Source organism: Pseudarthrobacter sp. L1SW, from assembly GCF_020809045.1.
Classification (GTDB): Bacteria; Actinomycetota; Actinomycetes; order Actinomycetales; family Micrococcaceae; genus Arthrobacter.
In genome coordinates, this window is record NZ_CP078079.1 from 100,934 (window position 1) to 121,944 (window position 21,011).

23 protein-coding genes are annotated in these 21,011 nt (G+C 65.1%); 9 read left to right on the forward strand and 14 right to left on the reverse strand.

Annotated elements, in window-relative coordinates:
• Positions 1–63: 63 nt before the first annotated feature.
• The gene (locus tag KTR40_RS00490) at positions 64–312 is read left to right on the forward strand and encodes a hypothetical protein (protein ID WP_228404915.1); all 249 of its coding nucleotides are present in this window, start codon (positions 64–66) and stop codon (positions 310–312) included.
• Here KTR40_RS00490 and KTR40_RS00495 read toward each other — a convergent pair.
• The 3 genes from KTR40_RS00495 to KTR40_RS00505 are packed head-to-tail and all read right to left on the reverse strand — an operon-like array spanning position 309 to position 3,553.
• Positions 309–2,702, reverse strand: a complete 2,394-nt coding sequence (locus tag KTR40_RS00495) for an excinuclease ABC subunit UvrA (protein WP_228404917.1) — start codon at positions 2,700–2,702, stop codon at positions 309–311. The genes KTR40_RS00490 and KTR40_RS00495 overlap by 4 nt on opposite strands.
• 24 nt (positions 2,703–2,726) lie before the next feature.
• On the reverse strand, positions 2,727–3,149 hold the full coding sequence (locus KTR40_RS00500; RefSeq protein ID WP_139027338.1) for a VOC family protein: 423 nt from the start codon (positions 3,147–3,149) through the stop codon (positions 2,727–2,729).
• A complete protein-coding gene (locus KTR40_RS00505) occupies positions 3,146–3,553 on the reverse strand; it encodes a helix-turn-helix transcriptional regulator (RefSeq protein ID WP_139027585.1) in 408 nt (135 codons plus the stop codon). Before KTR40_RS00505 ends, KTR40_RS00500 begins: the two co-directional genes overlap by 4 nt.
• A gap of 306 nt (positions 3,554–3,859) precedes the next feature.
• Between KTR40_RS00505 and KTR40_RS00510 the strand changes: the two genes are divergently transcribed.
• Positions 3,860–4,234: a YgjV family protein gene (locus KTR40_RS00510; protein WP_139027339.1), complete on the forward strand. Its 375-nt coding sequence runs from the start codon at positions 3,860–3,862 to the stop codon at positions 4,232–4,234.
• Positions 4,235–4,288: 54 nt separating this feature from the next.
• Here the strand turns inward: KTR40_RS00510 and KTR40_RS00515 are convergent, their stop codons facing one another.
• From KTR40_RS00515 to KTR40_RS00545, 7 genes are all read right to left on the reverse strand, one after another.
• Entirely contained in the window at positions 4,289–5,413 is a 1,125-nt protein-coding gene (locus KTR40_RS00515) for a Gfo/Idh/MocA family protein (protein ID WP_228404920.1), read from the reverse strand.
• Positions 5,398–6,096, reverse strand: a complete 699-nt coding sequence (locus KTR40_RS00520) for a ThuA domain-containing protein (RefSeq protein ID WP_228404922.1) — start codon at positions 6,094–6,096, stop codon at positions 5,398–5,400. Before KTR40_RS00520 ends, KTR40_RS00515 begins: the two co-directional genes overlap by 16 nt.
• 73 nt (positions 6,097–6,169) lie before the next feature.
• A complete protein-coding gene (locus KTR40_RS00525) occupies positions 6,170–7,174 on the reverse strand; it encodes a sugar phosphate isomerase/epimerase (protein WP_228404924.1) in 1,005 nt (334 codons plus the stop codon).
• 37 nt (positions 7,175–7,211) lie between these two features.
• Complete coding sequence (locus KTR40_RS00530) at positions 7,212–8,405, reverse strand: Gfo/Idh/MocA family protein (RefSeq protein WP_228404926.1); 1,194 nt, start codon at positions 8,403–8,405, stop codon at positions 7,212–7,214.
• A 13-nt stretch (positions 8,406–8,418) separates the two neighbouring features.
• Positions 8,419–9,324 (reverse strand): carbohydrate ABC transporter permease, encoded by a 906-nt coding sequence (locus tag KTR40_RS00535; protein WP_228404927.1) that lies wholly within the window; start codon positions 9,322–9,324, stop codon positions 8,419–8,421.
• A 1-nt stretch (position 9,325) separates the two neighbouring features.
• A complete protein-coding gene (locus KTR40_RS00540) occupies positions 9,326–10,261 on the reverse strand; it encodes a carbohydrate ABC transporter permease (RefSeq protein WP_139027345.1) in 936 nt (311 codons plus the stop codon).
• Positions 10,258–11,586 carry an extracellular solute-binding protein gene (locus KTR40_RS00545; RefSeq protein WP_228404928.1) on the reverse strand — a complete coding sequence of 443 codons (1,329 nt, stop codon included), beginning with the start codon at positions 11,584–11,586 and terminating at the stop codon, positions 10,258–10,260. The genes KTR40_RS00540 and KTR40_RS00545 overlap by 4 nt, the downstream gene beginning before the upstream one ends.
• A 244-nt stretch (positions 11,587–11,830) precedes the next feature.
• Between KTR40_RS00545 and KTR40_RS00550 the strand changes: the two genes are divergently transcribed.
• The 4 genes from KTR40_RS00550 to KTR40_RS18985 all read left to right on the forward strand — a co-directional run bounded on the left by KTR40_RS00550 (position 11,831) and on the right by KTR40_RS18985 (position 14,681).
• Positions 11,831–12,877, forward strand: coding sequence for a LacI family DNA-binding transcriptional regulator (locus tag KTR40_RS00550; protein ID WP_228404930.1), 1,047 nt, complete (start codon positions 11,831–11,833; stop codon positions 12,875–12,877).
• 21 nt (positions 12,878–12,898) lie between these two features.
• Positions 12,899–14,086: a mandelate racemase/muconate lactonizing enzyme family protein gene (locus KTR40_RS00555; protein ID WP_228404932.1), complete on the forward strand. Its 1,188-nt coding sequence runs from the start codon at positions 12,899–12,901 to the stop codon at positions 14,084–14,086.
• A gap of 110 nt (positions 14,087–14,196) precedes the next feature.
• Positions 14,197–14,499, forward strand: coding sequence for a polysaccharide deacetylase family protein (locus tag KTR40_RS00560; protein ID WP_228404933.1), 303 nt, complete (start codon positions 14,197–14,199; stop codon positions 14,497–14,499).
• Positions 14,500–14,558: 59 nt separating this feature from the next.
• Complete coding sequence (locus KTR40_RS18985) at positions 14,559–14,681, forward strand: hypothetical protein (RefSeq protein ID WP_255708379.1); 123 nt, start codon at positions 14,559–14,561, stop codon at positions 14,679–14,681.
• A gap of 26 nt (positions 14,682–14,707) precedes the next feature.
• On the opposite strand, the gene KTR40_RS00565 is transcribed toward KTR40_RS18985, so the two are convergent.
• The 3 genes from KTR40_RS00565 to KTR40_RS00575 form a co-directional block, all read right to left on the reverse strand.
• Positions 14,708–14,953: a hypothetical protein gene (locus KTR40_RS00565; protein WP_228404934.1), complete on the reverse strand. Its 246-nt coding sequence runs from the start codon at positions 14,951–14,953 to the stop codon at positions 14,708–14,710.
• A 278-nt stretch (positions 14,954–15,231) separates the two neighbouring features.
• Positions 15,232–16,338, reverse strand: coding sequence for a GTP pyrophosphokinase family protein (locus KTR40_RS00570; protein ID WP_228404936.1), 1,107 nt, complete (start codon positions 16,336–16,338; stop codon positions 15,232–15,234).
• Between the two features lie 108 nt (positions 16,339–16,446).
• Complete coding sequence (locus tag KTR40_RS00575; protein ID WP_139027351.1) at positions 16,447–16,773, reverse strand: GYD domain-containing protein; 327 nt, start codon at positions 16,771–16,773, stop codon at positions 16,447–16,449.
• A gap of 105 nt (positions 16,774–16,878) precedes the next feature.
• On the opposite strand from KTR40_RS00575, the gene KTR40_RS00580 reads away from it, so the two are divergent.
• Complete coding sequence (locus tag KTR40_RS00580; RefSeq protein WP_228404938.1) at positions 16,879–17,679, forward strand: S9 family peptidase; 801 nt, start codon at positions 16,879–16,881, stop codon at positions 17,677–17,679.
• An 80-nt stretch (positions 17,680–17,759) separates the two neighbouring features.
• Entirely contained in the window at positions 17,760–18,701 is a 942-nt protein-coding gene (locus KTR40_RS00585; RefSeq protein ID WP_139027352.1) for a carbohydrate kinase, read from the forward strand.
• A 17-nt stretch (positions 18,702–18,718) separates the two neighbouring features.
• Here the strand turns inward: KTR40_RS00585 and KTR40_RS00590 are convergent, their stop codons facing one another.
• On the reverse strand, positions 18,719–19,588 hold the full coding sequence (locus KTR40_RS00590) for a ThuA domain-containing protein (protein ID WP_228404940.1): 870 nt from the start codon (positions 19,586–19,588) through the stop codon (positions 18,719–18,721).
• A 117-nt stretch (positions 19,589–19,705) separates the two neighbouring features.
• On the opposite strand from KTR40_RS00590, the gene KTR40_RS00595 reads away from it, so the two are divergent.
• Complete coding sequence (locus KTR40_RS00595) at positions 19,706–20,998, forward strand: DUF6379 domain-containing protein (protein WP_228404942.1); 1,293 nt, start codon at positions 19,706–19,708, stop codon at positions 20,996–20,998.
• The last annotated feature ends 13 nt before the right edge of the window (positions 20,999–21,011 follow it).

Below are 21,011 nucleotides of genomic sequence, written 5' to 3' on the forward strand. Positions count from 1 at the left end.
TAACCTTGCCCCGGGAGAATTCGGGGTGGGGGGAACTTTCCGGAACAGTCGAGAGGACCCGTCATGACACGCAATGACCGCATATTTGTCGACTCCTGCCCTGAACTGGCACCGGGGGACGCCATCGAAGCGTTCCACAGGGGCGCCCTGGTCCACCGCGGGCCGGTCATGGATTCACTCCCGGACCATGGGCTTTTCTGGATCCTTGACATCGTGACGGGTGACCGGTGCCTCCTGGACATGTCTGAGCTCACCGTAGTGCGCATGCCAGCCCATTACCGTGAAGTCAGGGTCGCGGCAGCCGGGCCCTAGCCAACATATGCCGCCAGGTGCCTGCCGGTGAGCGTGGAGGCGTCAGCCACGAGCTCGGCCGGCGTGCCCTCAAAAACGATCCGGCCGCCGTCGTGCCCTGCTCCCGGGCCCAGGTCGATGAGCCAATCGGCGTGCGCCATGACCGCCTGGTGGTGCTCGATGACAATCACCGATTTGCCGGAGTCGACCAGCCGGTCCAGCAGGCCCAGCAGGTTCTCCACATCGGCGAGGTGCAGGCCGGTAGTGGGCTCGTCCAGCACGTAGACGTCGCCCTTCTCCGCCATCTGCGTGGCGAGCTTGAGCCGTTGGCGCTCGCCGCCGGAGAGCGTGGTGAGCGGCTGGCCAAGGCTGAGGTAGCCCAGGCCCACGTCCTCCAGCCGGTCAAGGATGGTCCGGGCAGCCGGTGTTTTGGCCTCGCCCTCGGCGAAGAAGGCGGCCGCCTCGGTCACGGACATGGCCAGCACGTCGGCGATGTTCTGCCCGCCGAGGGTGTATTCAAGGACGGACGCCTGGAAGCGCCGGCCTTCACAGTCCTCGCACGGGGACTCGACGGTGGCCATGACACCCAGCTCGGTGAAGATGACACCGGCGCCGTTGCAGGTGGGGCAGGCGCCCTCGGAGTTGGAGCTGAACAGCGCGGGCTTCACCCCGTTGGCCTTGGCGAACGCCTTGCGGATGGGCTCCAGCAGGCCGGTGTAGGTGGCCGGGTTGCTGCGCCGGGAGCCGCGGATGGCGCCCTGGTCGATCACCACCACGCCTTCGCGCTTGGCCACCGAGCCATGGATCAGCGAACTCTTTCCCGACCCGGCCACGCCCGTCACCACCGTCAGGACGCCCAGGGGGATATCGACGTCGACCGCCTGCAGGTTGTGCGTGGACGCGCCGCGGACCTCCAGCGCCCCGGCAGCCTTCCGGACACCGTCCTTCAGAGACGCGCGGTCCTCCAGGTGCCGCCCCGTGATGGTGTCGCTGGACCGCAACCCCTCCACGGTGCCCTCGAAGCAGACCGCGCCGCCGTTGGTGCCCGCCCCCGGTCCGAGGTCGACGACGTGATCGGCGATGGTGATCATCTCAGGTTTGTGCTCCACCACCAGGACGGTGTTTCCCTTGTCCCGCAGCTGCAGCAGGAGCTGGTTCATCCGCTCGATGTCATGCGGATGGAGGCCTATGGAGGGCTCATCGAAGACGTACGTGACATCGGTGAGGGAGGACCCGAGGTGCCGGATCATCTTGGTGCGCTGGGCTTCACCGCCGGAGAGGGTGCCGGCGGGCCGGTCCAGGCTGAGGTAGCCCAGGCCGATGTCGGAGAAGGAGTCGAGCAGGTGCTGAAGGCCCTTGAGCAGGGGAGCCACGGAAGGGTCCCTGAGTCCGCGGACCCACCCGGCCAGGTCGCTGATCTGCATCTGGCACAGCTCGGCGATGTTCTTGCCGTTGATCTTGGAGGACAACGCCTGCTGGGTGAGCCGGGTCCCCTGGCATTCAGGGCAGGTCTGGAACGTGACGGCGCGTTCCACGAACCGGCGGACGTGGGGCTGCATCGCCTCAGGGTCCTTGGAGAGCATGGACTTCTGGATCTTGGGAATGATCCCCTCGAACGTCAGGTTGATGCCCTCCACCTTGATCTTGGTGGGCTCCGCGTAGAGCATCGTGTCCAGCTGCTTCTTGGTGAACTTGGCGATGGGCTTGTCCATGGGCAGGCCCATGCCCTCGAACAGGCGTCCGTACCAGCCGTCCATGGAGTAGCCCGGAACAAGGAGCGCGCCCTCGCTCAGGGACTTTTCGTCGTCGTACAGTGCGGTGCGGTCAATGTCGCTGACGTTGCCCATCCCCTCGCACCGCGGGCACATGCCGCCCAGGTACACGGCCTGCTGGACCACGGCTTTCTCGACACGTCCGCCCTTTTCCGTGGACATCACGCCGCTGGCCTTGCGCGTGGGCACGTTGAAGGAATAGGCCGTAGGCGGGCCCACATAGGGGGAGCCCAGCCGGCTGAAAAGGATGCGCAGCATCGCGTGGGCGTCGGTGGCCGTCCCCACGGTGGAGCGCGGGTTGGCGCCCATGCGCTCCTGGTCCACGATGATCGCCGTCGTGAGCCCTTCCAGGAAGTCCACCTCGGGCCGTGCCAGCGAGGGCATAAAGCCCTGGACAAAGGCGCTGTAGGTTTCGTTGATCAGGCGCTGCGACTCTGCGGCGATGGTGGCGAACACCAGCGAACTCTTGCCGGAGCCGGAGACGCCGGTGAACACGGTCAGCCGGCGTTTGGGCAGTTCGACGCTGATGTCCTTGAGGTTGTTCTCCCGTGCCCCCTGCACGCGGATAAGTCCGTGGGTGTCAGCGATGTGCACGCCAGTTGTTTCGGTATGGCTGTGGGTACCTGTGTCCGTGCTCATGCGTCTCCCTGTGCTTGGTGCGGCTTACGGCTGCTGGTTGATGCGGACGGTGTTCCCTGCAGGGTCGCGGAAGGCGCAGTCGCGGATCCCGTACGGCTGGTCCACCGGCTCCTGGACCACGTCGGCCCCGGTCGCCTCGACTTTTGCGAACGCCTCGTCCACGTCAGGTGCGGACAGGATGACGGTGGCGTAGGTGCCCTTGGCCATCATCTCCGCGATGGTGCGGCGCTCGTCGTCCGTGATGCCCGGGTCCACGGCCGGCGGGTGCAGGACGATGGACACATCAGGCTGTCCGGCGGGACCCACAGTGATCCAGCGCATGGTGCCGCGGCCAACGTCGTTGCGGACCTCGAAGCCCAGGGCGTCGCGGTAGAACGCCAGCGATGCGTCCGGATCGGTGTGCGGAAGGAAGGTTGAGGAAATGCTGATGTTGTTCATGGCAGTCATGCTAGTTGCGGCTCCGGCGCGGGCGCTTCTCGATTCCTGACCGGTCTGGTGACCTGTTTCGCCACGCACGCGGGGATGCCCGCCGTGGACATCGCCGCTTCCTGTTTGTAGGTGCTGGGCGGCATCCCCACCAGTTCGGTGAAGCGGGTGCTGAACGTCCCCAGCGAGGAACAGCCGACGGCGAAGCACACCTCCGTGACGGAGAGGTCGCCGCGGCGGAGGAGCGCCATGGCCCGTTCGATGCGGCGGGTCATCAGGTAGCTGTAGGGGGATTCCTGGTAGGCGAGCTTGAACCTGCGGCTGAGGTGCCCGGCTGACATGTGGACTCCCCGGGCCAGGGATTCGACGTCCAGCGGCTGCGCGTACTCCCGGTCGATCCGGTCCTTGACGCGGCGCAGCAGCATGAGTTCGCGCAGGTGCGGGTCAGTAGCTGGATGGGGGGTCACAACTCAGATCGTGCTACTCCTTGGCGGAGTTGTCCAGAGGCCGGGGAGGCCCCGGCCGTGCGCGTTAATCTCATGTTCGCGCAGGGTATGATTATCCCGCCGACCAACAAACGAGGTCCTCGCCTGCTTACGGGCTCGAGTAAACGGTTTGTCCGGCAAGGCCTGATCCAGCCAGCAGTGGCCTCCGGCAATAACCCACCCCCAAAACCATCAACACCCTTTGCCTGGCCCCTGCCTGCCGGGCACAACCCCTGAGAGGACTCCATGGAACTGCTGTGGGAGATTGCCGGCTGGGCCGGCGCGGTTGCGATCCTCAGTGCATACCTGGCCGTTTCCATGGGTTGGTTGAAGGCCGGGAAAGGTTTCCAGACCGCGAACCTCCTCGGCGCCGTCGCCTTCATCATCAACGGATCAGTCCACGAAGCATGGCCTTCCGTGGTCACGAATGTGGCCTGGTTCCTCATTTCCGCCATTGCGCTTGTGCGCATGCGGTCGGGGGGCCAGCCGCCGGTGGTGCCGCCTGAGGACCCGCAGGTTCAGTTCCCTGGCGTCCCGGACACCACCGGCCAAATGGCTGTAGTTGAGGTTCTTACTGGTTCCGTTCACGGCGACGACGGCGGTCACCGCCCGGTGCGCTGAGGCGCTCAGCGCGCTGACCGGCTCAGCGCGCTCACGTCCGGGGCGCAGGCCCTTCTAGGAAGCTTCCTGGGCCTGGAGCGCGTCCACATCCTCAGCGAGGACGGTCAATTCCACGCTCGTCGGCCGCTCAACCGTGCTGCTGATGCGTACGGCCGCACCGCTGTGCGCTGATTCGAGCACTGATTCCATGACTTCCAGGGCGTGGTAGGCGAGGGTGCCGCCCGCGCGGGGCTCAGCGCCCTCAGGGGTGGAGGCAAGGTCGGCGATGCCGAAGCCGCGCCCGGCGTCGACGTAGCCGGCGGACACTGGAAGGGTTTCCCAGTCCTCGGCACCGAGGGAGAACAGTTCCACGTCGCCGTCGAAGTGGTTCGGGTCCGGCACCACCAACGACCCGCGCTCGCCGTGGATTTCGATGTTCGGGGACTTGGACTTCACGGCGTCGAAGCTCATGAACAGCGTGGACAGCGCACCGGAGGCGTGGACCAGGACGCCGGTGACGTGGGAGTCGATGTCCACCGGGACCTTTTCGCCCTGGCGCGGTCCCGAACCGATGGTGCGCTCATTGCGCGTGTGGCTCGCTGCGCCGATGACCGAGACAACGGGGCCCAGCAGGGTGACAAGGGCGGTCACGTAGTACGGACCCATGTCCAGGAGCGGACCGCCGCCGGGCTGGTAGTAGAAGTCCGGGTTCGGATGCCAGCGCTCGTGGCCGGGCGTCACCATGGTGGCGCTGGCCGAGATCGGCGCACCGATCAGTCCGTCATCAATGGCCTTGCGTGCCGTCTGGATGCCGGTGCCGAGCACCGTGTCAGGGGCGCAGCCGACGGCGACACCTGCCTTGCGTGCCGCGTCCAGCACCTCGCGTGCCTCCTCGGTGGTGGCGGCAAGGGGCTTCTCGCCGTATACGCTCTTTCCGGCGGCGATCGCTTTCAGCGCCACTTCGGCGTGGGCGGCCGGGATGGTCAGGTTCAGGACCAGTTCGACATCGTCCGCGGCCAGGAGTTCGTCCACGGACACGGCCCGGACGCCCTCATACTGCTCCGCCACTGCCTGCGCCCGCGCCGGATCCAGGTCCGCCACCGCCACGAGGTCGATGTCATTGAGCTTCCGGAAGTTGGCGAGGTACTGGGCGATGATGGCTCCGCAGCCAACGATTCCCACTTTCAACGGCTTGCCCACAGCAGGCCCCTTTCGATGATGGTGCGGACGTTCTGGTCCTGGAGGATTTCCACACGGTGCCCGGGGGTGGCCACGAAGATGCGGCCCTTGCCCCACTGGCGGGTCCAGATGGCGGGGGAGGTGACTTCGCGGTTCCAGGGGTCCCACTCGCGCACCTTCTGGGTGGTGGTGGCCAGGACGTCGATGTAGTCGTCGGAGAGCACCCAGTACTGTTCAGTCACCAGGTCAAAGTCCTTGATGCCCTTGGTGATGGGGTGCTCCGCGGCGGCTGGCAGCATGTTGACGGTGTAGGGCACGTAGTTGTCGGACTGCTCGCCGATGCATTCGTCCGGGTGCTTGCCGGGGTGGCAGGCGAACTGGCCGCCGATGAGGTGCAGGTAGTCGGAGTTGTTGCGGTAGGAATCGGCGATGCCGCCGTGCCACCCGGCCAGGCCTGTGCCGTTTTCCACCGCCGCGCGCAGCCCGGCGAACTCGTCTTTTTCAATGGTGGTCATGGTCATGCACTGCATGACCAGGTCCACCCCTGCCATGTAGTCGGCGTCCGCGTAGACCTTGGGAGACTCCTCGATCCGGACGTCGTAGCCGTTGTCTTTGAGGAAGGGGATAAAGAGCTCGGTGGCCTCGTACGGCTGGTGGCCGTCCCAGCCGCCGCGCACCACCAGGGCACTCTTGCGATCTGTCATTTCGGGTTTCCTTTTGTTTGGCTGCCGGCCGCAGGGGGCCGGGTGAAAGCAGGTGGGCCGGTGAAAGGTAGGGTCAGCGGCTGGCGAAGGCGGCGTCGAACGCGGCTGCCGGCGGGGCGATCCTGGCCAGTTCCTTGACCATCGCCAGGGCCTGCGGGGCGCCGACGAGCCGGTCCATGCCGGCGTCCTCCCACTCGATGCTGGTGGGGCCGCTGTAGCCGATGGCGTTCAGGGTCCGGAAGATCCGGTTCCACTGCACGTCCCCGTGCCCCGCGGTGACGAAGTCCCAGCCGCGCCGGGGATCGGCCCAGGCCAGGTGGGAGCCCAGGCGGCCGTTGCGGCCGTCCAGCTGGCGGACGGATTCCTTCACATGGACGTGGAGGATGTGTTCTGCAAAGTCCTGCAGGAACATCACCGGGTCCAGGTCCTGCCAGATGAAGTGGGACGGATCGAAGTTCAGACCGAAGCTCTTGCGGTGACCGATCGCTTCCAGGGTGCGCTTTGCCGTCCAGTAGTCGTAGGCGATTTCTGACGGGTGGACCTCCAGGGCGAAACGGACGCCCACTTCGTCGAAGACGTCCAGGATGGGGTTCCACCGGTCCGCGAAGTCCTGGTACCCGGCGTCGATCATTGCCTCGGAGGCGGGCGGGAACATGGCCACGGCCTTCCAGATGGAGGAGCCGGTGAACCCTGTCACAGTCTTGACGCCGAGGCGCGCGGCTGCCCGGGCCGTGTACTTCATGGACTCTGCCGCCCTGCGGCGGACCCCTTCGGGATCGCCGTCGCCCCAGATTTCTGGGGACAGGATGCCCTGGTGCCGTTCGTCGATGGGGTCGTCGCAGACGGCCTGGCCGGTGAGGTGGTTGGCGATGGCGAAGACCTGCAGGTTGTTCTTCTCCAGGATGTCCAGCCGGCCCTGGAGGTAGCTGTCGTCCTCGGCAGCGCGGCGGGGGTCCAGGTGGTCTCCCCAGCAGGCGATCTCGAGCCCGTCAAAGCCCCACTCGCCGGCGAGCCGGGCCACCTCCTCAAACGGCAGGTCGGCCCACTGGCCGGTAAAAAGCGTGATTGGTCGTGTCATTGCGGTTCCTTGGTTGTACTGAAGCTGGCGGCGTTGCTCAGACTTTTTGCCATTGGCTGGAGTTCGCGGCGCTGGATTCCACGGCCGCGAGGACCCGCTGGACCTGCAAGGCATCGGCAAAGGACGGTTCGGGCTGGCGGCCTTCACCGATCGCGGTAACGAGGTCCACCACCTGGTGGGTGAAGCCGTGCTCGTAGCCCAGTCCGTGGCCGGTGGGCCACCAGTTGCCCACGTACGGGTGCTCCGGTTCGGTGACGAAAATCCGGCGGAAGCCGGCGTCCGGGGACTCGGCTGCGTCATAGAAGGACAGGACGTTCATGTCCTCGAAATCAAAGGCCAAGGAACCCTTGGTGCCGTTGATTTCCAGGCGCATTGCGTTCTTCCTGCCCAGCGCGTACCGCGTCGCTTCGAAGACGCCGATGGCACCTGCGGAGTAGGCGCCGCCGTCGAACTTTGCACTGAAGATGGCAGCATCATCAACGGTTACTTTGCCTCGGGGCGCGTCGCTGCTGAGGTCGCCGTGGCCGCCCAGGCCCACCAGGTCGCCGGCCAGCGGGCGTTCCGGGACAAACGTTTCCAGCAGTGCCGAGACGCCCGTGATGTTCTGCCCGGTAACCCACTGGGCGGCGTCAATGCTGTGCGCCCCGATGTCCCCCAGGGACCCGGACCCGGATTTGCCCTTGTCCAGCCGCCAGGTCATGGGGGCGTCGGCGTCCGAGAGCCAGTCCTGCAGGTACTGTGCCCGGACATGCCGGAGGTCGCCCAGCCGGCCCTGTTCCACGAACCGCTTGGCCAGCGCCAGGGCAGGCGTGCGGCGGTAGCTGAAGCCGCACATCGAGAAGATGCCCTGCTTCGCCGCGGTCTCTGCCGCCAGGGTCATCCGCTCGGCTTCCTCCACGGAGTTGGCCAGCGGCTTCTCGCACAGCACATGCTTGCCGGCCTCGAGGGCTGCGATCGCAATCTCGGCATGGGTGTCGCCGGGGGTGCAGATGTCGATCAGGTCGATGTCGTCCCGCTCGATCAGGCGGCGCCAGTCCGTCTCCACCGATTCCCAGCCAAGCTTGTCTGCTGCGGCCTTGGCGGCGTCAGCGTTCCGGCCGGCGACGGCGGCGAGCTGCGGCTTCAGCGGCAGGTCGAAGAACCGGGGCGCGGTGCGCCAGGCGTGGGAGTGGGCTGCACCCATGAAGGCGTAGCCCACCATTCCCACGCGGAGGGGCTTTGCGGTGGTCATAGGAATGTCCTTTCTATTTGCTGAAGCCCGCAGTGAGGCCGCTGAGGAGCTGGCGGCGGCCCACGACGTAGAGCACCAGGATGGGCAGCGTGCTCAGCATCACCGAGGCGAGCACCGCCGGGATGTTGACGCTGTACTCGCCCTGGAAGCTCCACAACGCAAGGGGCAGGACGCGCAACCCGGGGCTCTGGGTGAGGACCAGCGGAAGCAGGAACCCGTTCCAGACGTGCAGGCCGTTGTAGATGGCGACGGTCACGATGGCCGGACGGGTCAGCGGGAAGGCCAGCCGCCACATGATCTGCCACTCACTGCAGCCGTCCAGCCGCATCGATTCGAACAGTTCATTCGGAACGTCGCGGATGAAGTTGGAGAGGATCAGTACCGTCAGGGGTATGGCAAAGGCAATGGATGGCAGCATCAGCGCAAGCAGGCTGTCGTACAGGTTCAGGCGGATGATCATCAGGTAGATGGGGATGATCGTCGCCTGGAGTGGGATCGCCAGTCCCATCAGGAACATGCCGTTGACCATTTTGAGGAACCTGCCGCTGCCCCGGACGATGGCAAAGGAGGCCATGAAGGAAATCAGCACGGCGGGGGCAACAGAACCAATGGTGACGATGGCACTGTTCATGAAGTACTTCGCAAAGTCGGCTTCAAGGACCAGTTGGTAGTTTTCCAGTGTGGGTGCCGTGGGAAGTGCCAGCGGGTTCTGGCCGAAGTAGCCTTCCTGTGTCTTCAGGCTGGTGATCACCACGTAGTACACCGGAATGATGATGATGGCGAGCCAGATCCAACCACCCAGACCCGCTGGGATGTTGAGCCGCCGCAACCGGGACCCGAAGCCGGGGGCGCGGGCTGGCGAGGCGGCAGCGGAACCAGCCCCGGTTTCCTCCGTGCTGGTGTTCAAGACGGTGCTCACGCTACAGACCTTCCAGTTGGCTGCCCTGCTTGTCCTTGCCTCCGAGGCGCTGGAGGAGCAAGGCAAGGGCAAGGCCGATGAGTACGAGGATGACGGCGATGACGCTGGCGGGGCCCATCAGGTTGGCCCGGAAGCCCCGGAGGTACATGTCCAGGGCCAGGATCCTGGTCGAGTTGCCCGGGCCGCCGCCGGTGAGGACGAAGATCAGGTCGAAGTACGTCAGCGACCCCACCACCATCAGGGTGGAAGAGGTGATGATGGTGTACTTCAACTGGGGCAGCGTGATGTGGAAGAACTGCTTGATGGTTCCGGCCCCATCGATCTCTGCGGCTTCGTACAGCGACCTGGGGATTTGCCGCACGCCGCCTTGGTAGATCAGCGTGTGGAACGGCACGAACTGCCAAGCGATCACAAAGATCACCAGGCCCAGGGCCAGGTGAGGGACTCCCAGCCAGTCTTGGGCCAGGAAGGGCAGCCCCAGTCCGGTGGCCAGGCCGAAATTTGGATCCAGCAGTGCCTTGAAAGCAATGGCCACGGCTGCCGACGAGAGGAGCAGCGGCAGGAAGTACAGCACGGCCAAGGCGGCCCGGTAGCGCTGGCTTCCTGCGGTGAAGACTCCCAGGAGCAGGCTGATCGGAGTCTGCACGAGCCAGGAGGCGATCATGATCAGGAAGGTCAGCCCCAGGGCGTTGTACAGCCCTGGGTCCGCGAGGACGGAGAACCAGTTGTCCATGCCTGCCACGCCGATGGCACCGATGCCGTCCCAGCTGGCGAAGCTCAGGATGAACACGCCGGCCAGCGGCACCACGGCGAAGACCAGGAAGAAGAACAGGGCGGGCACGGTCAGCCATGCGAGGGCAGCCTTGCGCTTTCCGGCTTGCTCGGACTCACCCCTTACGGCAGTAGTCCGGCGCGCGGTGGAGACGGCGTTACTCATTTTCCGAGGGTTGCATTCATGTTCTCGGCGAACTGCTGCGGCGTGATCGACTTCAGGAAAAGCTGGTCGATGTTGTTCAGCAGGGTCTCGGCGGCCGTGGGGCTAAGCGCCTGGTCCCAGGACTGCTGGAAGTTCGGCGCGTTCTTGGCAAGGTCGTAGACGAAGTTCAGGAAGTCCTTGTCGGGGGACGTGTCCAGCTTGTTTTCGATGCCGTTGACGATGGGCACAGACCCGGAGTTGATGTAGGTATCGATCACCGTCTCGGTCAGGATGCCGTCCTTGAAGAACTTCTTCGCCGACTCCTTTTCCTTGTCGGTGGCCTTGGAGGAGATCGACATGTACTGGGCCGGGTTTCCGACGCCGTTCTTGGGGTTGCCCTTTCCGCCCGGAACCGTGGGGAACTGGACGAAGCCCAGTTTTCCGTCCTGGACGAAGTTCTGGCCGTTCTTCTTCATGCCGCCGTAGGTCCAGGTGCCGTGCAGCATCATGGCTGCCTTGCCGGTGAACAGGAGGGCCTGGTCCGCGTTGGAGTCTGCGGTGATCGAGGAGAAGCCCTTGATGAAACCTTCTGCCGAAACGAGTTCCTGGATCTTGGTGCCGGTCTCAATGACGGCCGGGTCCATCCAGGCATTGGGTTTGCCTTCGAAGATGGCGTTGAAGACTTCGTGGCCGCCGATGCGGTCCAGGAGGTATTCCAGCCACATCATGGAGGTCCAGCGGGACTGTCCACCGAGGGAGAAAGGTGCCACGCCCATGTCGTTGAAGGTCTTGACCAGCGACATGACGTCGTCCCAGGTCTTGGGCGGCTGGACGCCGGCCTTCTCGAACAGTTCCTTGTTGTAGAACAGGACAATCGGGGCTACGTACTGGTTGGGCAGGGCATAGATTTTGCCGTTGACGGTGGCTGCACCGAAGGAGGACGGGAAGAACTTGTTCTTCAGGTCCGGGTTTTCTTCAAACCAGCTGGTGAGGTCGTCCACCTGGTTGGCCTCTGCGTAGGTCTTCAGCGTGCCGCCGCCCCAGCCGTAGATGATGGTGGGGGCCTGGCCTGCGCCGATCGCGGTTTTGATCTTGGTCTTGTAGGCGTCGTTCTGGAAGTACGTCACCGTGATCTTGTTCTCGGGGTTTGCCGAGTTGAAGGCGTCCACTGCCTTCTGCATGGTGGTCTCGTTCGGTTGACCGGAGAGGTACCACATGCTGGCGCCACCGCCGCCGCTGGAGGTGCCCGGGCCGGACGTCCCGCACGCCGCGGTCGCAGCGACGGCGAAGGGGGTGAGGGCGGCAAGGGCGAGGAAAGAGCGGCGGGAGGACTGAGGCTGCTTCATTGCTTCTCCATCTGGAATTTGCTTCTTTGCAAGTATTGGAGCTTCGGCTCCAAGGCCACTTTTCGAAATATTTCGAAGCTGTGGTTTAGGTCACTCTCTAAACTAAAGCCGCTACCTCCGCTTTGGTCAAGAGGAAGTTCGCATAATTTTCGGCCGATCCTACGTTCACCCAGACCCCTCTTGACTCCTATCGCGTCCGCCGAAAGAATTGGATTTCCGAAACATTCGAAAGATTGCGATCGCCATGACAACGAAAACGCCGCCGCGGACGAAGCCGACGCTGGCCTCTGTGGCGCGGCAGGCCGGCGTCTCGGCGCCCACAGTGTCCAAAGTGGTGAACGGCCGGGAAGACGTTGCTCCGGAAACGCGCGCCCGTATCCTGGCAGCGCTGGAGCAGTCCGGCTACCAGTCGCCCCAGCTGCGACGGGCCACGGCGGACTCCGCGACTGTCGTCGAGGTGGTCATCGACGTGCTGGACTCGGCCTACATGATCGAGGTCCTCAACGGGATTCTGCAGTTCGCAGCAAGTGCCGACGTGGAGATCCTGGTCAGTGTCACGGGCCGTGGAAACTCCAGCCTGCCAAGCCCTGAGCGGCGCGCCCAGCGCATGCTGGACGAGGGAAGGGCAGGGATGATTGTGGTGACCTCAGCCTTCAGCGAGGCACAGCTGCAGGCGTTCCGGCGCCGTAAAATTCCCGTCGTCGTCATCGATCCGCTCAATCCGCCGTCGGCTGATGTGGTCAGCGTGGGCGCCACGAACTGGGCCGGCGGCAAGGCCGCCACAGAACACCTCCTCGATCTGGGGCACCGCCGCATCGCCTACATCGGCGGGATCGAAAACGCGGAGTGCAACCAGGCGCGGCTGCACGGCTACATGGCGGCCCTGATGGCCCGCGGCATCGCGGTGGATTCCCAGTACGTCGTTTCGGGCGGCAAATTCCGGCGGGAAGGCGGTGTTGAGGGGTTCCAGAAGCTGCTCAAACTCGACCAGCTCCCCACAGCGATCTTTGCGGGCAGCGACACCATCGCCCTGGGTGTCCTCAGCGAAGCAGGACGAAATGGTATCCGGATCCCCGAAGACATGAGCCTCATCGGTTTCGACGGAACCAAGCAGGGAGCCGAATCCGTCCCCTCTCTCAGTTCCGTAGCCCAGCCGCTGGAAGAGATGGGCCGCGCAGCGCTGCGATCAGTGCTGCGGCAGGCCCACGGCGAATTCCCCGACTCGCACCGCGTGGAACTTGCCACCCACCTGATCGTCCGCGATTCCACAGTTCCTCCTGCAGTCGCGTAAAAGGAACAGGGGACTGCACCCATGAAAATCACCGACCTCGACACAGTTGTTGTCGACTTCTACCGGACAAACCTCATCTTCGTCCGCCTGCACACGGATCCCGGCCTCACCGGCATCGCCGAAGCAACGCTTGAAGGCCAGGAGCATGCGGTGCGAGGCGCCGTCGCGGTCCTCGCCGACGCTGTCCGCGGCAAGGACCCCACACGGATCGCCCAGAACATCTACGAACTCAACCGCGACGCCTACTGGCGCGGGGGACCTGTGACCATGACCGCTCTCAGCGCCCTCGAAATGGCCATGTGGGACGTTTCGGCACGCGCGCTGGGTGTGCCTGTCCACCGCATGCTGGGGGGCCAGGTCCGCGACAGGGTCCGCGCCTACGCCAATGGCTGGTTCTCCGGAGCCAGATCACCAGAGGATTTCGCAGACGCCGCCGTCCAGACAGTTGCCCAGGGCTTCCGCGGACTCAAGTGGGATCCCTTCGAAGCCGCTGACCTCACCCTCGAGCCGCGGGACCTTCGACGCATGCTCGAGCCCGTCGCCGCCGTCCGGGAGGCCGTAGGCGACGACATCGAGCTGTTCATTGAAGGACACGGCCGTTTCGATGTCCCCACCGCAATCCGGGTTGCCCGTGAAATAGAGCAGTTCCAGCCGGTGTTCTTCGAAGAACCATGTCCGCCGGACGGGATCGATTCCCTCGTGGAGATCCGCTCCAAGTCACCAGTGCCAATCGCCGCCGGTGAGCGCTGGTTCGGGCGCAACACTTTCGTCCCCGCCCTGGCACGGCATGCCGTGGACTACGTACAGCCGGACGTTACACATGCAGGGGGCCTGCTGGAGCTGTCCTTCATCTCTACGCTGGCCGCAGCCCATTACATCCCGTTTGCACCCCACAACCCGAGCGGACCACTCAGCACCGCAGCCACCTTGCAGCTCGGGGCAATGCTGCCCAACTTCCGATACCTCGAAATCATGGCCTCCGACGTGCCGTGGCGGAGCGAGATCTCCAATGAGCGCCTCCGGTTGACAGCGGAGGGTGACATCCTTATCCCCGAGGGGGTGGGGCTGGGAATAGAACTCGACTTCGAGGCGATTGCCGAGCACCCCTACACGCCCCATCCCATGCGCATCTTCAATGACGCAGTGGCAGACATCAGGCCACCGGACGCCCGGTCCTACTTCAACCTCGACGGCGTGCCGGTTATCTGAGCCAGGGGCCTGTGCCATCGGCCCCCTGATCAGGATCTCCCACGGCGGCTTCACCCTGGCATCCTTGCGGAGGCACGACAAAGAGCAGGAAAGACGGCGTCCCGGAACTTTTGGGATTCCGGGACGCTTCAACAGGATATGCTGCCGGCGGTGCTGCCTCTCGCTGCGAGGGTAAGTACCTCAGCCTGACTTTCGACGACGGGCTCCACCCCATCAACACGCCAAAGTTGCTGGCGGTGCTGGAGAAGCACCACTTCAAAGCCACCTTCTGCCTCTGGGGAGACCATGTGAAGCAGTACCCGGAGATTGTCCACAATATCGCCGGCGCAGGCCACTTACTGTGCAACCACACCATGCACCACGACAACATGGCCGCACGGAGTCCAGAAGCGATCAGGGCCGATCTCGAGTAGACCAGCGCCGTTATCCGCGAGGCCGTTCCTGACGCGAAAATCGTTTACTTCCGGGCGCCATGCGGAAGCTGGGGGCAGACGCCGGCGGAGACCGGAGCCAGACTGTCGAAGCCGTCGATCAGGTCATTCCTGAAGTGAAGTCCGAGGGGTGGCGCTTCGACAGGCCTGCCCGCCGCGGCTGACATAACCCGGCGGGCAGTCCGGTTGGCTAGCCGCGGCGGGTGTAGCTGACTTCCGTCTCGCCTAAGTGTGCCGAGTGCAGTGTCACGTAGCTACCCTGGGCCCTGTTCCCGCTACGGGTACCGCTCCCGGGCAGCGAGACGTAGCCGGCCTCGGTGCGGTGTGGGTTGGCCAAGTGGCCGGGCAGGGTCACGTAGCTGCCTCCGCGGGGTGTCCTGGCGGTGGCGGACGGGGTTGTTTCGAGGGTTACGGGGCGTTCGAGTATCTGAGTCATGCTGTTCTCCTGGTGCGTGAGGTTTGGGTGGCTGCCATGCCTGGCCCCTGCCGTTCCCAATTGCTGCTGTCCTGCGGGTGGCCACAGGGGCAATGGGGGTGGGGTTTCGATGCAGCGCGGGGAGCCGGCGCGTTGGCGCTCGGGGTCTGTTCACCCGCATCCAGCCCTGACAGGGCTTCAGTGGCCTACCTCAACGTTACGGCTTATTTTGAGTGAATCAAAATAAGGTGGCGGAACTCACGGGGGTCATAGCGCGGCGCCCACCGCCGCGCTGTGCCCTACTTCTTTGTCAGCCTGTAGCGCTCGATCTGCCTCAGCCGCCGCAGGAGGCTGTCCCGCCGGGGGTGCGGGACGGCGTCGGCCGCTTCTGCGGTGAGGTCAATGTGCCTGGTGCCGTACTGCCACAGCAACAGGTCGTCCAGCAGGCGGTCGGGCCCGGGGGAGTAGCGGTGGTCCAGGGCCCTGCGGACCTCGGTGATGCGGTTGGCACTGAGCAGCCCGGCCAGCTGCATGGTCTGGTTCAGGCCGTGGGCTGCGAGGAGTTCGGCCGCCCAGCCCCAGTCATCGTCCACCTTGCGGTCAACGTGGGGGAGCAGCGTGCGCCAGACGTCGCGGATCCGGTTCGGCGTCAGCGGGGCAGCCCCTTCGCCGTCGGCGTCCCAGAAACTCCGGACTTCCTCGTAGCGCTCGTGCAGGTCCGCGAACGCGGTCTCCACAGTTTCCAGCATGGCCGCGGTGGCGGTGAACTGCCGGTCGAAGTGGGGTGTCCAGGCCCGCGGGTCCTCGGCCTTGAACCGGATGTCATGCTCGATCTCGCTCCACGCGTGGGCAAAAATGGTGCGGATCTGGCATTCGAAGAAGTAGCTGCCGTTGGGCACGGCATCAGGATTGAAGACCGACTGGTATTCCTTGACGGCCTCGTTCTGGATGGTGCGCAGGATCAGGTGCCGGCTCGAGTAGCCGTAGGTACCCGACTCGATGGAGCCAATGTCCTTTTCCCGGTCCCCGCGGCAGTCGAAGAGCTGCCGCTGGTGTTTGATGATGTTGGCCACCAGGGCGTTCTCCGCGGGCAGCTTGGTGATAACGCGGATTCCCACCATGTCATTGAGGGTCCGGAAAGGGTCCGGGAACTTCAGGACCGGGGGTCCGCCCGGCTCCAGGGGTTCCTCGATCCGGGAAATCTTCTCCTTGAACGATTCCACGGTCTTGGTGCGGCCCGTGACGAACAGCGGCGTCACCTCGGAGTCCTTCAGCATGTCCCGAAGGGTCAGCAGGACGTCCCGCGTGACCAGCTTCAGGGCAGGGCGGACACGCTCATAGATCTCCACGTTCTGCTCCACGGATTCGCGGAGGCTCGCGTCCAGGCTGTCCCAATGACTCGGCATGGTTCCAGCTTAGGCGGAGCTCCGGCTGTGGGCCGCCCACCGCCGCCGCGCCTTCACCGCGTTGCCGGGTGCCGGCTTTCTGATTGGGGAGCATGCCGGGTGAGGCGCTCAGGCACCCGGAGGCTGGTATTTGATCTCGGCCGCCTTCTGCAGGGCTTCCATCGTTTCTTCAACGCTCATCAGGACGGTTGTCTCAAACGAACTCAAGGCGCCGCCGCCGCTGATGGCCAGCGCAACGGCAGCCATGGAAACGTTGTCCGGGGCTTCCCAGAGGTTGTAGCCGTCGTGGCTGCCGAAGGCGTACCAGAACCCGTGGAGTTTTCCGCCGACGGATTCAATATAGGCCTGCGCGGCTTTTCGCCGGTCTTCGGGATTGTTGATCAGCCGCCCCCAGGTCTCTGGCGTGTAGCTGAACCGTGACAGGTAGAGAGGCATTTTCCTGTCCTTTCGTCTCCTGCGGGGATGTGGATGGACCCAGAATGGCAGTGTGCCGCCCGGAGGGCAACGGCTTTGTGCGTCATTGCCCGGTACGCTCGGCACATGGTGCAGCGGCATAGGTACAACTACGGCGACGACCCCAGCCAGTGGGGCGAGCTGTTCCTCCCCGGACTGCCCAGCGGTGCGGCGCACCGCGGCGTGGTGGTGGTGGTCCACGGCGGCTACTGGCGGTCGAAGTACGGCGCGGAGCTGGGCGAGCCGCTGGCCGCGGACCTTGCCGCGCACGGGTTCGCCGCCTGGAACCTCGAGTACCGGCGGGTGGGGAACGGCGGCGGCTGGCCCTTTACCTTCCAGGACATCCTTGCGGGCATCGACAAACTGCAGGAGCTCGCCGGGCATCACGCGTTGGAGCTGGCCAAAGTGGTGGCGCTGGGCCACTCCGCCGGCGGGCACCTGGCAGTATGGGCGGCCGGCTTGGACCGGCTGGGGCAGCCGGGGTTGGCAGCGGAGCACCGCGCCGTCGGCGCCAACCCCGACGGCGTACGCCTCACCGGCGTGGTCAGCCAGTCCGGCCTGCTCAACCTCGGTGACGCGGAGGAACTGAACCTCAGCGATGGTGCCGTGGCCAACCTGCTGGGCGGGCCGTCGTCGGACTTTCCCGGCCGGTACAGGTACGCGGACCCAATGGCTGCGTTGCCCCTTAGCGTGCCCGTCTTCGCTGTCCATGCAACGGACGACGCCGACGTGCCGCTGGGCATGTCAGTCTCCTATGTGGAGGCGGCCAGGTCCGGGCCGGTTCCCGCGCAGCTGGTCATGGTGCCCGGCGACCACTTCGCGCTGATCGATCCTGCCGCGGAGGCGTACGTGAAGTGCCGGGAGCTGGTGGCGGAGCTGCTGGCCTAAGCCGCGTCGGAGCTGGCGGTCATCGGCGTCATGGTGCTTAGCAACGTGCTGGTCAGCCGGTCCTCTGGCAGAGTATGAGCATGCTCACAGTTATAGGCGAAGGCCTCGTCGATGTTGTCCAGCGCGCCTCCGGGATCGAAGCCCACGTGGGCGGCAGCCCTCTGAACGTCGCCGTGGGCCTGGCCCGCCTCGACCACCCGGTCCAGTTCATCGGCCGCTACGGCCGGGACGCCTACGGCGATTCCGTGGCGGCGCACCTGCGCGCGAGTTCGGTGATGCTTCCCATGGGGCCGGATGATCTGCCGACCAGTGTTGCCACCGCGCTGATTGACGACGACGGCGCCGCCACCTATACGTTCGACCTCACCTGGCAGCTCCCCGGCATCGCCGACCGGCTGGCATTCATGCTGCAGGGAACCACCCTGCTGCACACCGGATCGATCGCCACGATGCTGGCGCCCGGCGCCACGGAGGTGCTCGCCGCCGTCGAATTCGCCCACCCGCACGCTACCATCAGCTTCGACCCCAACTGCCGGCCCAGCATCATCACCGATGTTGCTTACGCGCGCCGCCACGCGGAGAAGTTCGTGACCCTTTCGGACGTGGTGAAGGCCTCCGACGAAGACCTTGCCTGGCTCTACCCGGACCTGGACGTGCTGGACGCCGCCCGGCGCTGGCTGTCGCTGGGCGGGACGGAAGGTCCGGCGATGGTGGTGGTCACGCGCGGGGCGGACGGGCCGTGGGGAGTGTGTCGGGCGGGCGAAGCGCAGGTGGAGGCGCCGAAGGTTGAGGTGGCTGACACCGTGGGCGCTGGGGATTCCTTCATGGCGGCGCTGCTGTCCGGTCTGGTGGACCGCGGCCTGGACGGCGCCCAGAACCGCAAGGACCTGCGCGAACTTCCGGCAGAGGGGCTGGAGGAGCTGCTGGCCCACGCGGCGAAGGCTGCCGCCGTCACGGTGTCCCGGCCGGGCGCCAACCCGCCGACGCGCGCTGAACTGAATGGTGTGCCTGTGGAGGATTAGGCGGTATTCCCCTTCGCTTACCCCTCGTGGTTGTAGTAGGGCCACGGCAGGAAACGTCGCTCGCCGCGCCGGTCGGGTCCTTCGAGGGTGACCTTGCCCTGCGCAGCCCACTCCACGCCGCGGGGGAACATCCGAAGGAATTCGATCCGCCGGAAGGTGTCTATGTCGTGGCCGATCGTGATCGTGAAGCTGCGTCCCTCGCCGTAGTTGTTGATCCATGCGAGGGGCTGGAGCGTGTTGATGCCGGGCAGGCCCTCAACGCCCTCCGCCGGAATGGCCACCGGATAGTGGGACATGGGCCACATCGGTGCGTTCCGGTACGACTCCACGTCGTCAAATACTGAGAGGAGCACCTCCGCACCTTCATACAGCTGCACGCCGGTCAGGATGTCGTCCCCCGTCACGGTCCAGGTGCCGCTGATGCCTTCCGTGATGGGGTGGAGCGGCTCGGCGGTCTGCAGCAGGGCCTCACCCCAGGGCCGCGGGCGCAGCCCGGTGGGAACGCTGAGCTTCGCGCCCCGCATGACGTTGTACTCCTCGGGATAGCCCCAGTCGTCCTCCTGGACAGCAGAGCCGTGGAACCAGACGATGCCTTTCCCGTCGTCGTGGACAAACTTCAGCAGGGCCGCGTCGGTTTCAGCGCCGAAACCCACGGCTTTTTCGTGGTACCCGTCGCGGCCCTCGAACACGATGATGACGACGTCGTATTTGTCGATTACGTCCGCCCCCAGGCCCCGCGGGTCCTCCACGACGCGGACACGGAACTGGCCCGTGTCCTCCAGCACGCTGGTGAGCCACTGGTTGTGGGCCCGGAAGCTGCGGAACTCGTTGTCGTGCTCGCGGGTCATATGCCCGGAGAGGATGAGTGCGTTCAGTACTTCAGCCATGGCATCAATGCCTCTTTCTGTCGCCATCGGAGAGTTAGGGGGAAAGTCTACATACTTTAGTCTAAAACAGACATAATGATGTTACGATCGGTGTGCACCTAGAGAGAGTGAGCAACGATGCTTCTCGAAAGAGACCTCATCCAGTCCGTCGGCTTCCGCAACGTCACCGAAGGCGGACGCACAACCGGCTTCCAGTTCAGGGTCCGAATGCCGTCCTACCGTGGCATGGCGGCCTCCCTCATCGACGGCATCGCCGTCCGGGTAGGCAACCTCGTGGACGTCGCCCCTGACATTCCGCTCTGGACCTTCGGCGGGCGGACCTTCACGCTGCAGCAGCTTTGGGAAAGCGACGGCGTCCGCTGGCCCCTCGAGGAGGCCGCGGTGGTCACGGTTCCGTACGACGGCGGCCTTCCGCAGGGAGTCCATGAGCTCACCATCGAGTTGCGGCTGCGCATGTCCTACATCCCCGTGGAGCACCAGCCCACCACCCACCGCGTCAGCAGGTCAGTGACCCTGGCTCCGGAGGGCGGGGAGGGCGCGTTCCGCTATGGGGTCTCCCTCTACAGCTACATGGGCGACTACGGCACGGTGATGGACCTGGAAACTGCATTGGCGTCCGTCGCCGATACAGGTGCCACCGGCGTCGAAATCCTTGGCGAGGGTCACATCCCCGGCTATCCGGAACCATCGGCCGCGTGGACCGACACCTGGTTCGGCCTGCTCGAGAAGTACTCCCTGGAGCCCACCAACTACGGCTCCTGGATCGATACCCGCCTACACCCGGGACGGAGCATGACCGTTGCCGAGGGCGCCGCGGCCCTCCAGCGGGACCTCCGGCTTGCCCACCGGCTTGGCTTCGGCTTCGTCCGGCCAAAGATCGGCGTGGTGTCCAGCGACCTGGTTCCGGACCCGATCTGGACCGAATCCGTGGAGCGCTCCCTGGATCTTGCCCACGAGCTCGGGATCATCATCTGCCCCGAGATCCACTCGCCCACGCCCATCAAACACCCTGTGGTTGACGACTACATCAGCCTGATTGAACGGACCGGAACCAAGAACTTCGGCCTGCTCATCGATACCGGCATCTTCCAGGACCGGCCCATCCCGCTGCGGGAAGGCGAGAGCCGCGAAACGCGGCCGGCCTTCCTGGACGGGATCGGCGTCAATCCCGCAGACTTCGCGGACATCGCCCAGTACGTGGTGTTCATCCAGGCAAAGTTCCACGACATCAATGACCAGCTGGAGGACCAGCAGATCCCGTGGCGCCCCATACTCAAGGCGCTCAAGGACTCCGGCTACACCGGCTACCTTTCCAGCGAATACGAAGGCGAGCGGACGCCCTGGCGGGCCATCGAGCAGGTGCGTCGCCAGCACGCCCTGATCCGCCGCATTGCTTCCGAACTCCCCTGACCATTTCCTTCTG

Coding starts and splice junctions, on each gene's coding strand:
- KTR40_RS00490 (WP_228404915.1), top strand. CDS start 64: ATGACACGCAATGACCGCATATTTGTCGACTCCTGCCCTGAACTGGCA.
- KTR40_RS00495 (WP_228404917.1), bottom strand. CDS start 2,702: ATGAGCACGGACACAGGTACCCACAGCCATACCGAAACAACTGGCGTG.
- KTR40_RS00500 (WP_139027338.1), bottom strand. CDS start 3,149: ATGACTGCCATGAACAACATCAGCATTTCCTCAACCTTCCTTCCGCAC.
- KTR40_RS00505 (WP_139027585.1), bottom strand. CDS start 3,553: ATGCTGCTGCGCCGCGTCAAGGACCGGATCGACCGGGAGTACGCGCAG.
- KTR40_RS00510 (WP_139027339.1), top strand. CDS start 3,860: ATGGAACTGCTGTGGGAGATTGCCGGCTGGGCCGGCGCGGTTGCGATC.
- KTR40_RS00520 (WP_228404922.1), bottom strand. CDS start 6,096: ATGACAGATCGCAAGAGTGCCCTGGTGGTGCGCGGCGGCTGGGACGGC.
- KTR40_RS00525 (WP_228404924.1), bottom strand. CDS start 7,174: ATGACACGACCAATCACGCTTTTTACCGGCCAGTGGGCCGACCTGCCG.
- KTR40_RS00530 (WP_228404926.1), bottom strand. CDS start 8,405: ATGACCACCGCAAAGCCCCTCCGCGTGGGAATGGTGGGCTACGCCTTC.
- KTR40_RS00540 (WP_139027345.1), bottom strand. CDS start 10,261: ATGAGTAACGCCGTCTCCACCGCGCGCCGGACTACTGCCGTAAGGGGT.
- KTR40_RS00545 (WP_228404928.1), bottom strand. CDS start 11,586: ATGAAGCAGCCTCAGTCCTCCCGCCGCTCTTTCCTCGCCCTTGCCGCC.
- KTR40_RS00550 (WP_228404930.1), top strand. CDS start 11,831: ATGACAACGAAAACGCCGCCGCGGACGAAGCCGACGCTGGCCTCTGTG.
- KTR40_RS00555 (WP_228404932.1), top strand. CDS start 12,899: ATGAAAATCACCGACCTCGACACAGTTGTTGTCGACTTCTACCGGACA.
- KTR40_RS18985 (WP_255708379.1), top strand. CDS start 14,559: ATGCGGAAGCTGGGGGCAGACGCCGGCGGAGACCGGAGCCAGACTGTC.
- KTR40_RS00565 (WP_228404934.1), bottom strand. CDS start 14,953: ATGACTCAGATACTCGAACGCCCCGTAACCCTCGAAACAACCCCGTCC.
- KTR40_RS00570 (WP_228404936.1), bottom strand. CDS start 16,338: ATGCCGAGTCATTGGGACAGCCTGGACGCGAGCCTCCGCGAATCCGTG.
- KTR40_RS00575 (WP_139027351.1), bottom strand. CDS start 16,773: ATGCCTCTCTACCTGTCACGGTTCAGCTACACGCCAGAGACCTGGGGG.
- KTR40_RS00580 (WP_228404938.1), top strand. CDS start 16,879: ATGGTGCAGCGGCATAGGTACAACTACGGCGACGACCCCAGCCAGTGG.
- KTR40_RS00585 (WP_139027352.1), top strand. CDS start 17,760: ATGCTCACAGTTATAGGCGAAGGCCTCGTCGATGTTGTCCAGCGCGCC.
- KTR40_RS00590 (WP_228404940.1), bottom strand. CDS start 19,588: ATGGCTGAAGTACTGAACGCACTCATCCTCTCCGGGCATATGACCCGC.
- KTR40_RS00595 (WP_228404942.1), top strand. CDS start 19,706: ATGCTTCTCGAAAGAGACCTCATCCAGTCCGTCGGCTTCCGCAACGTC.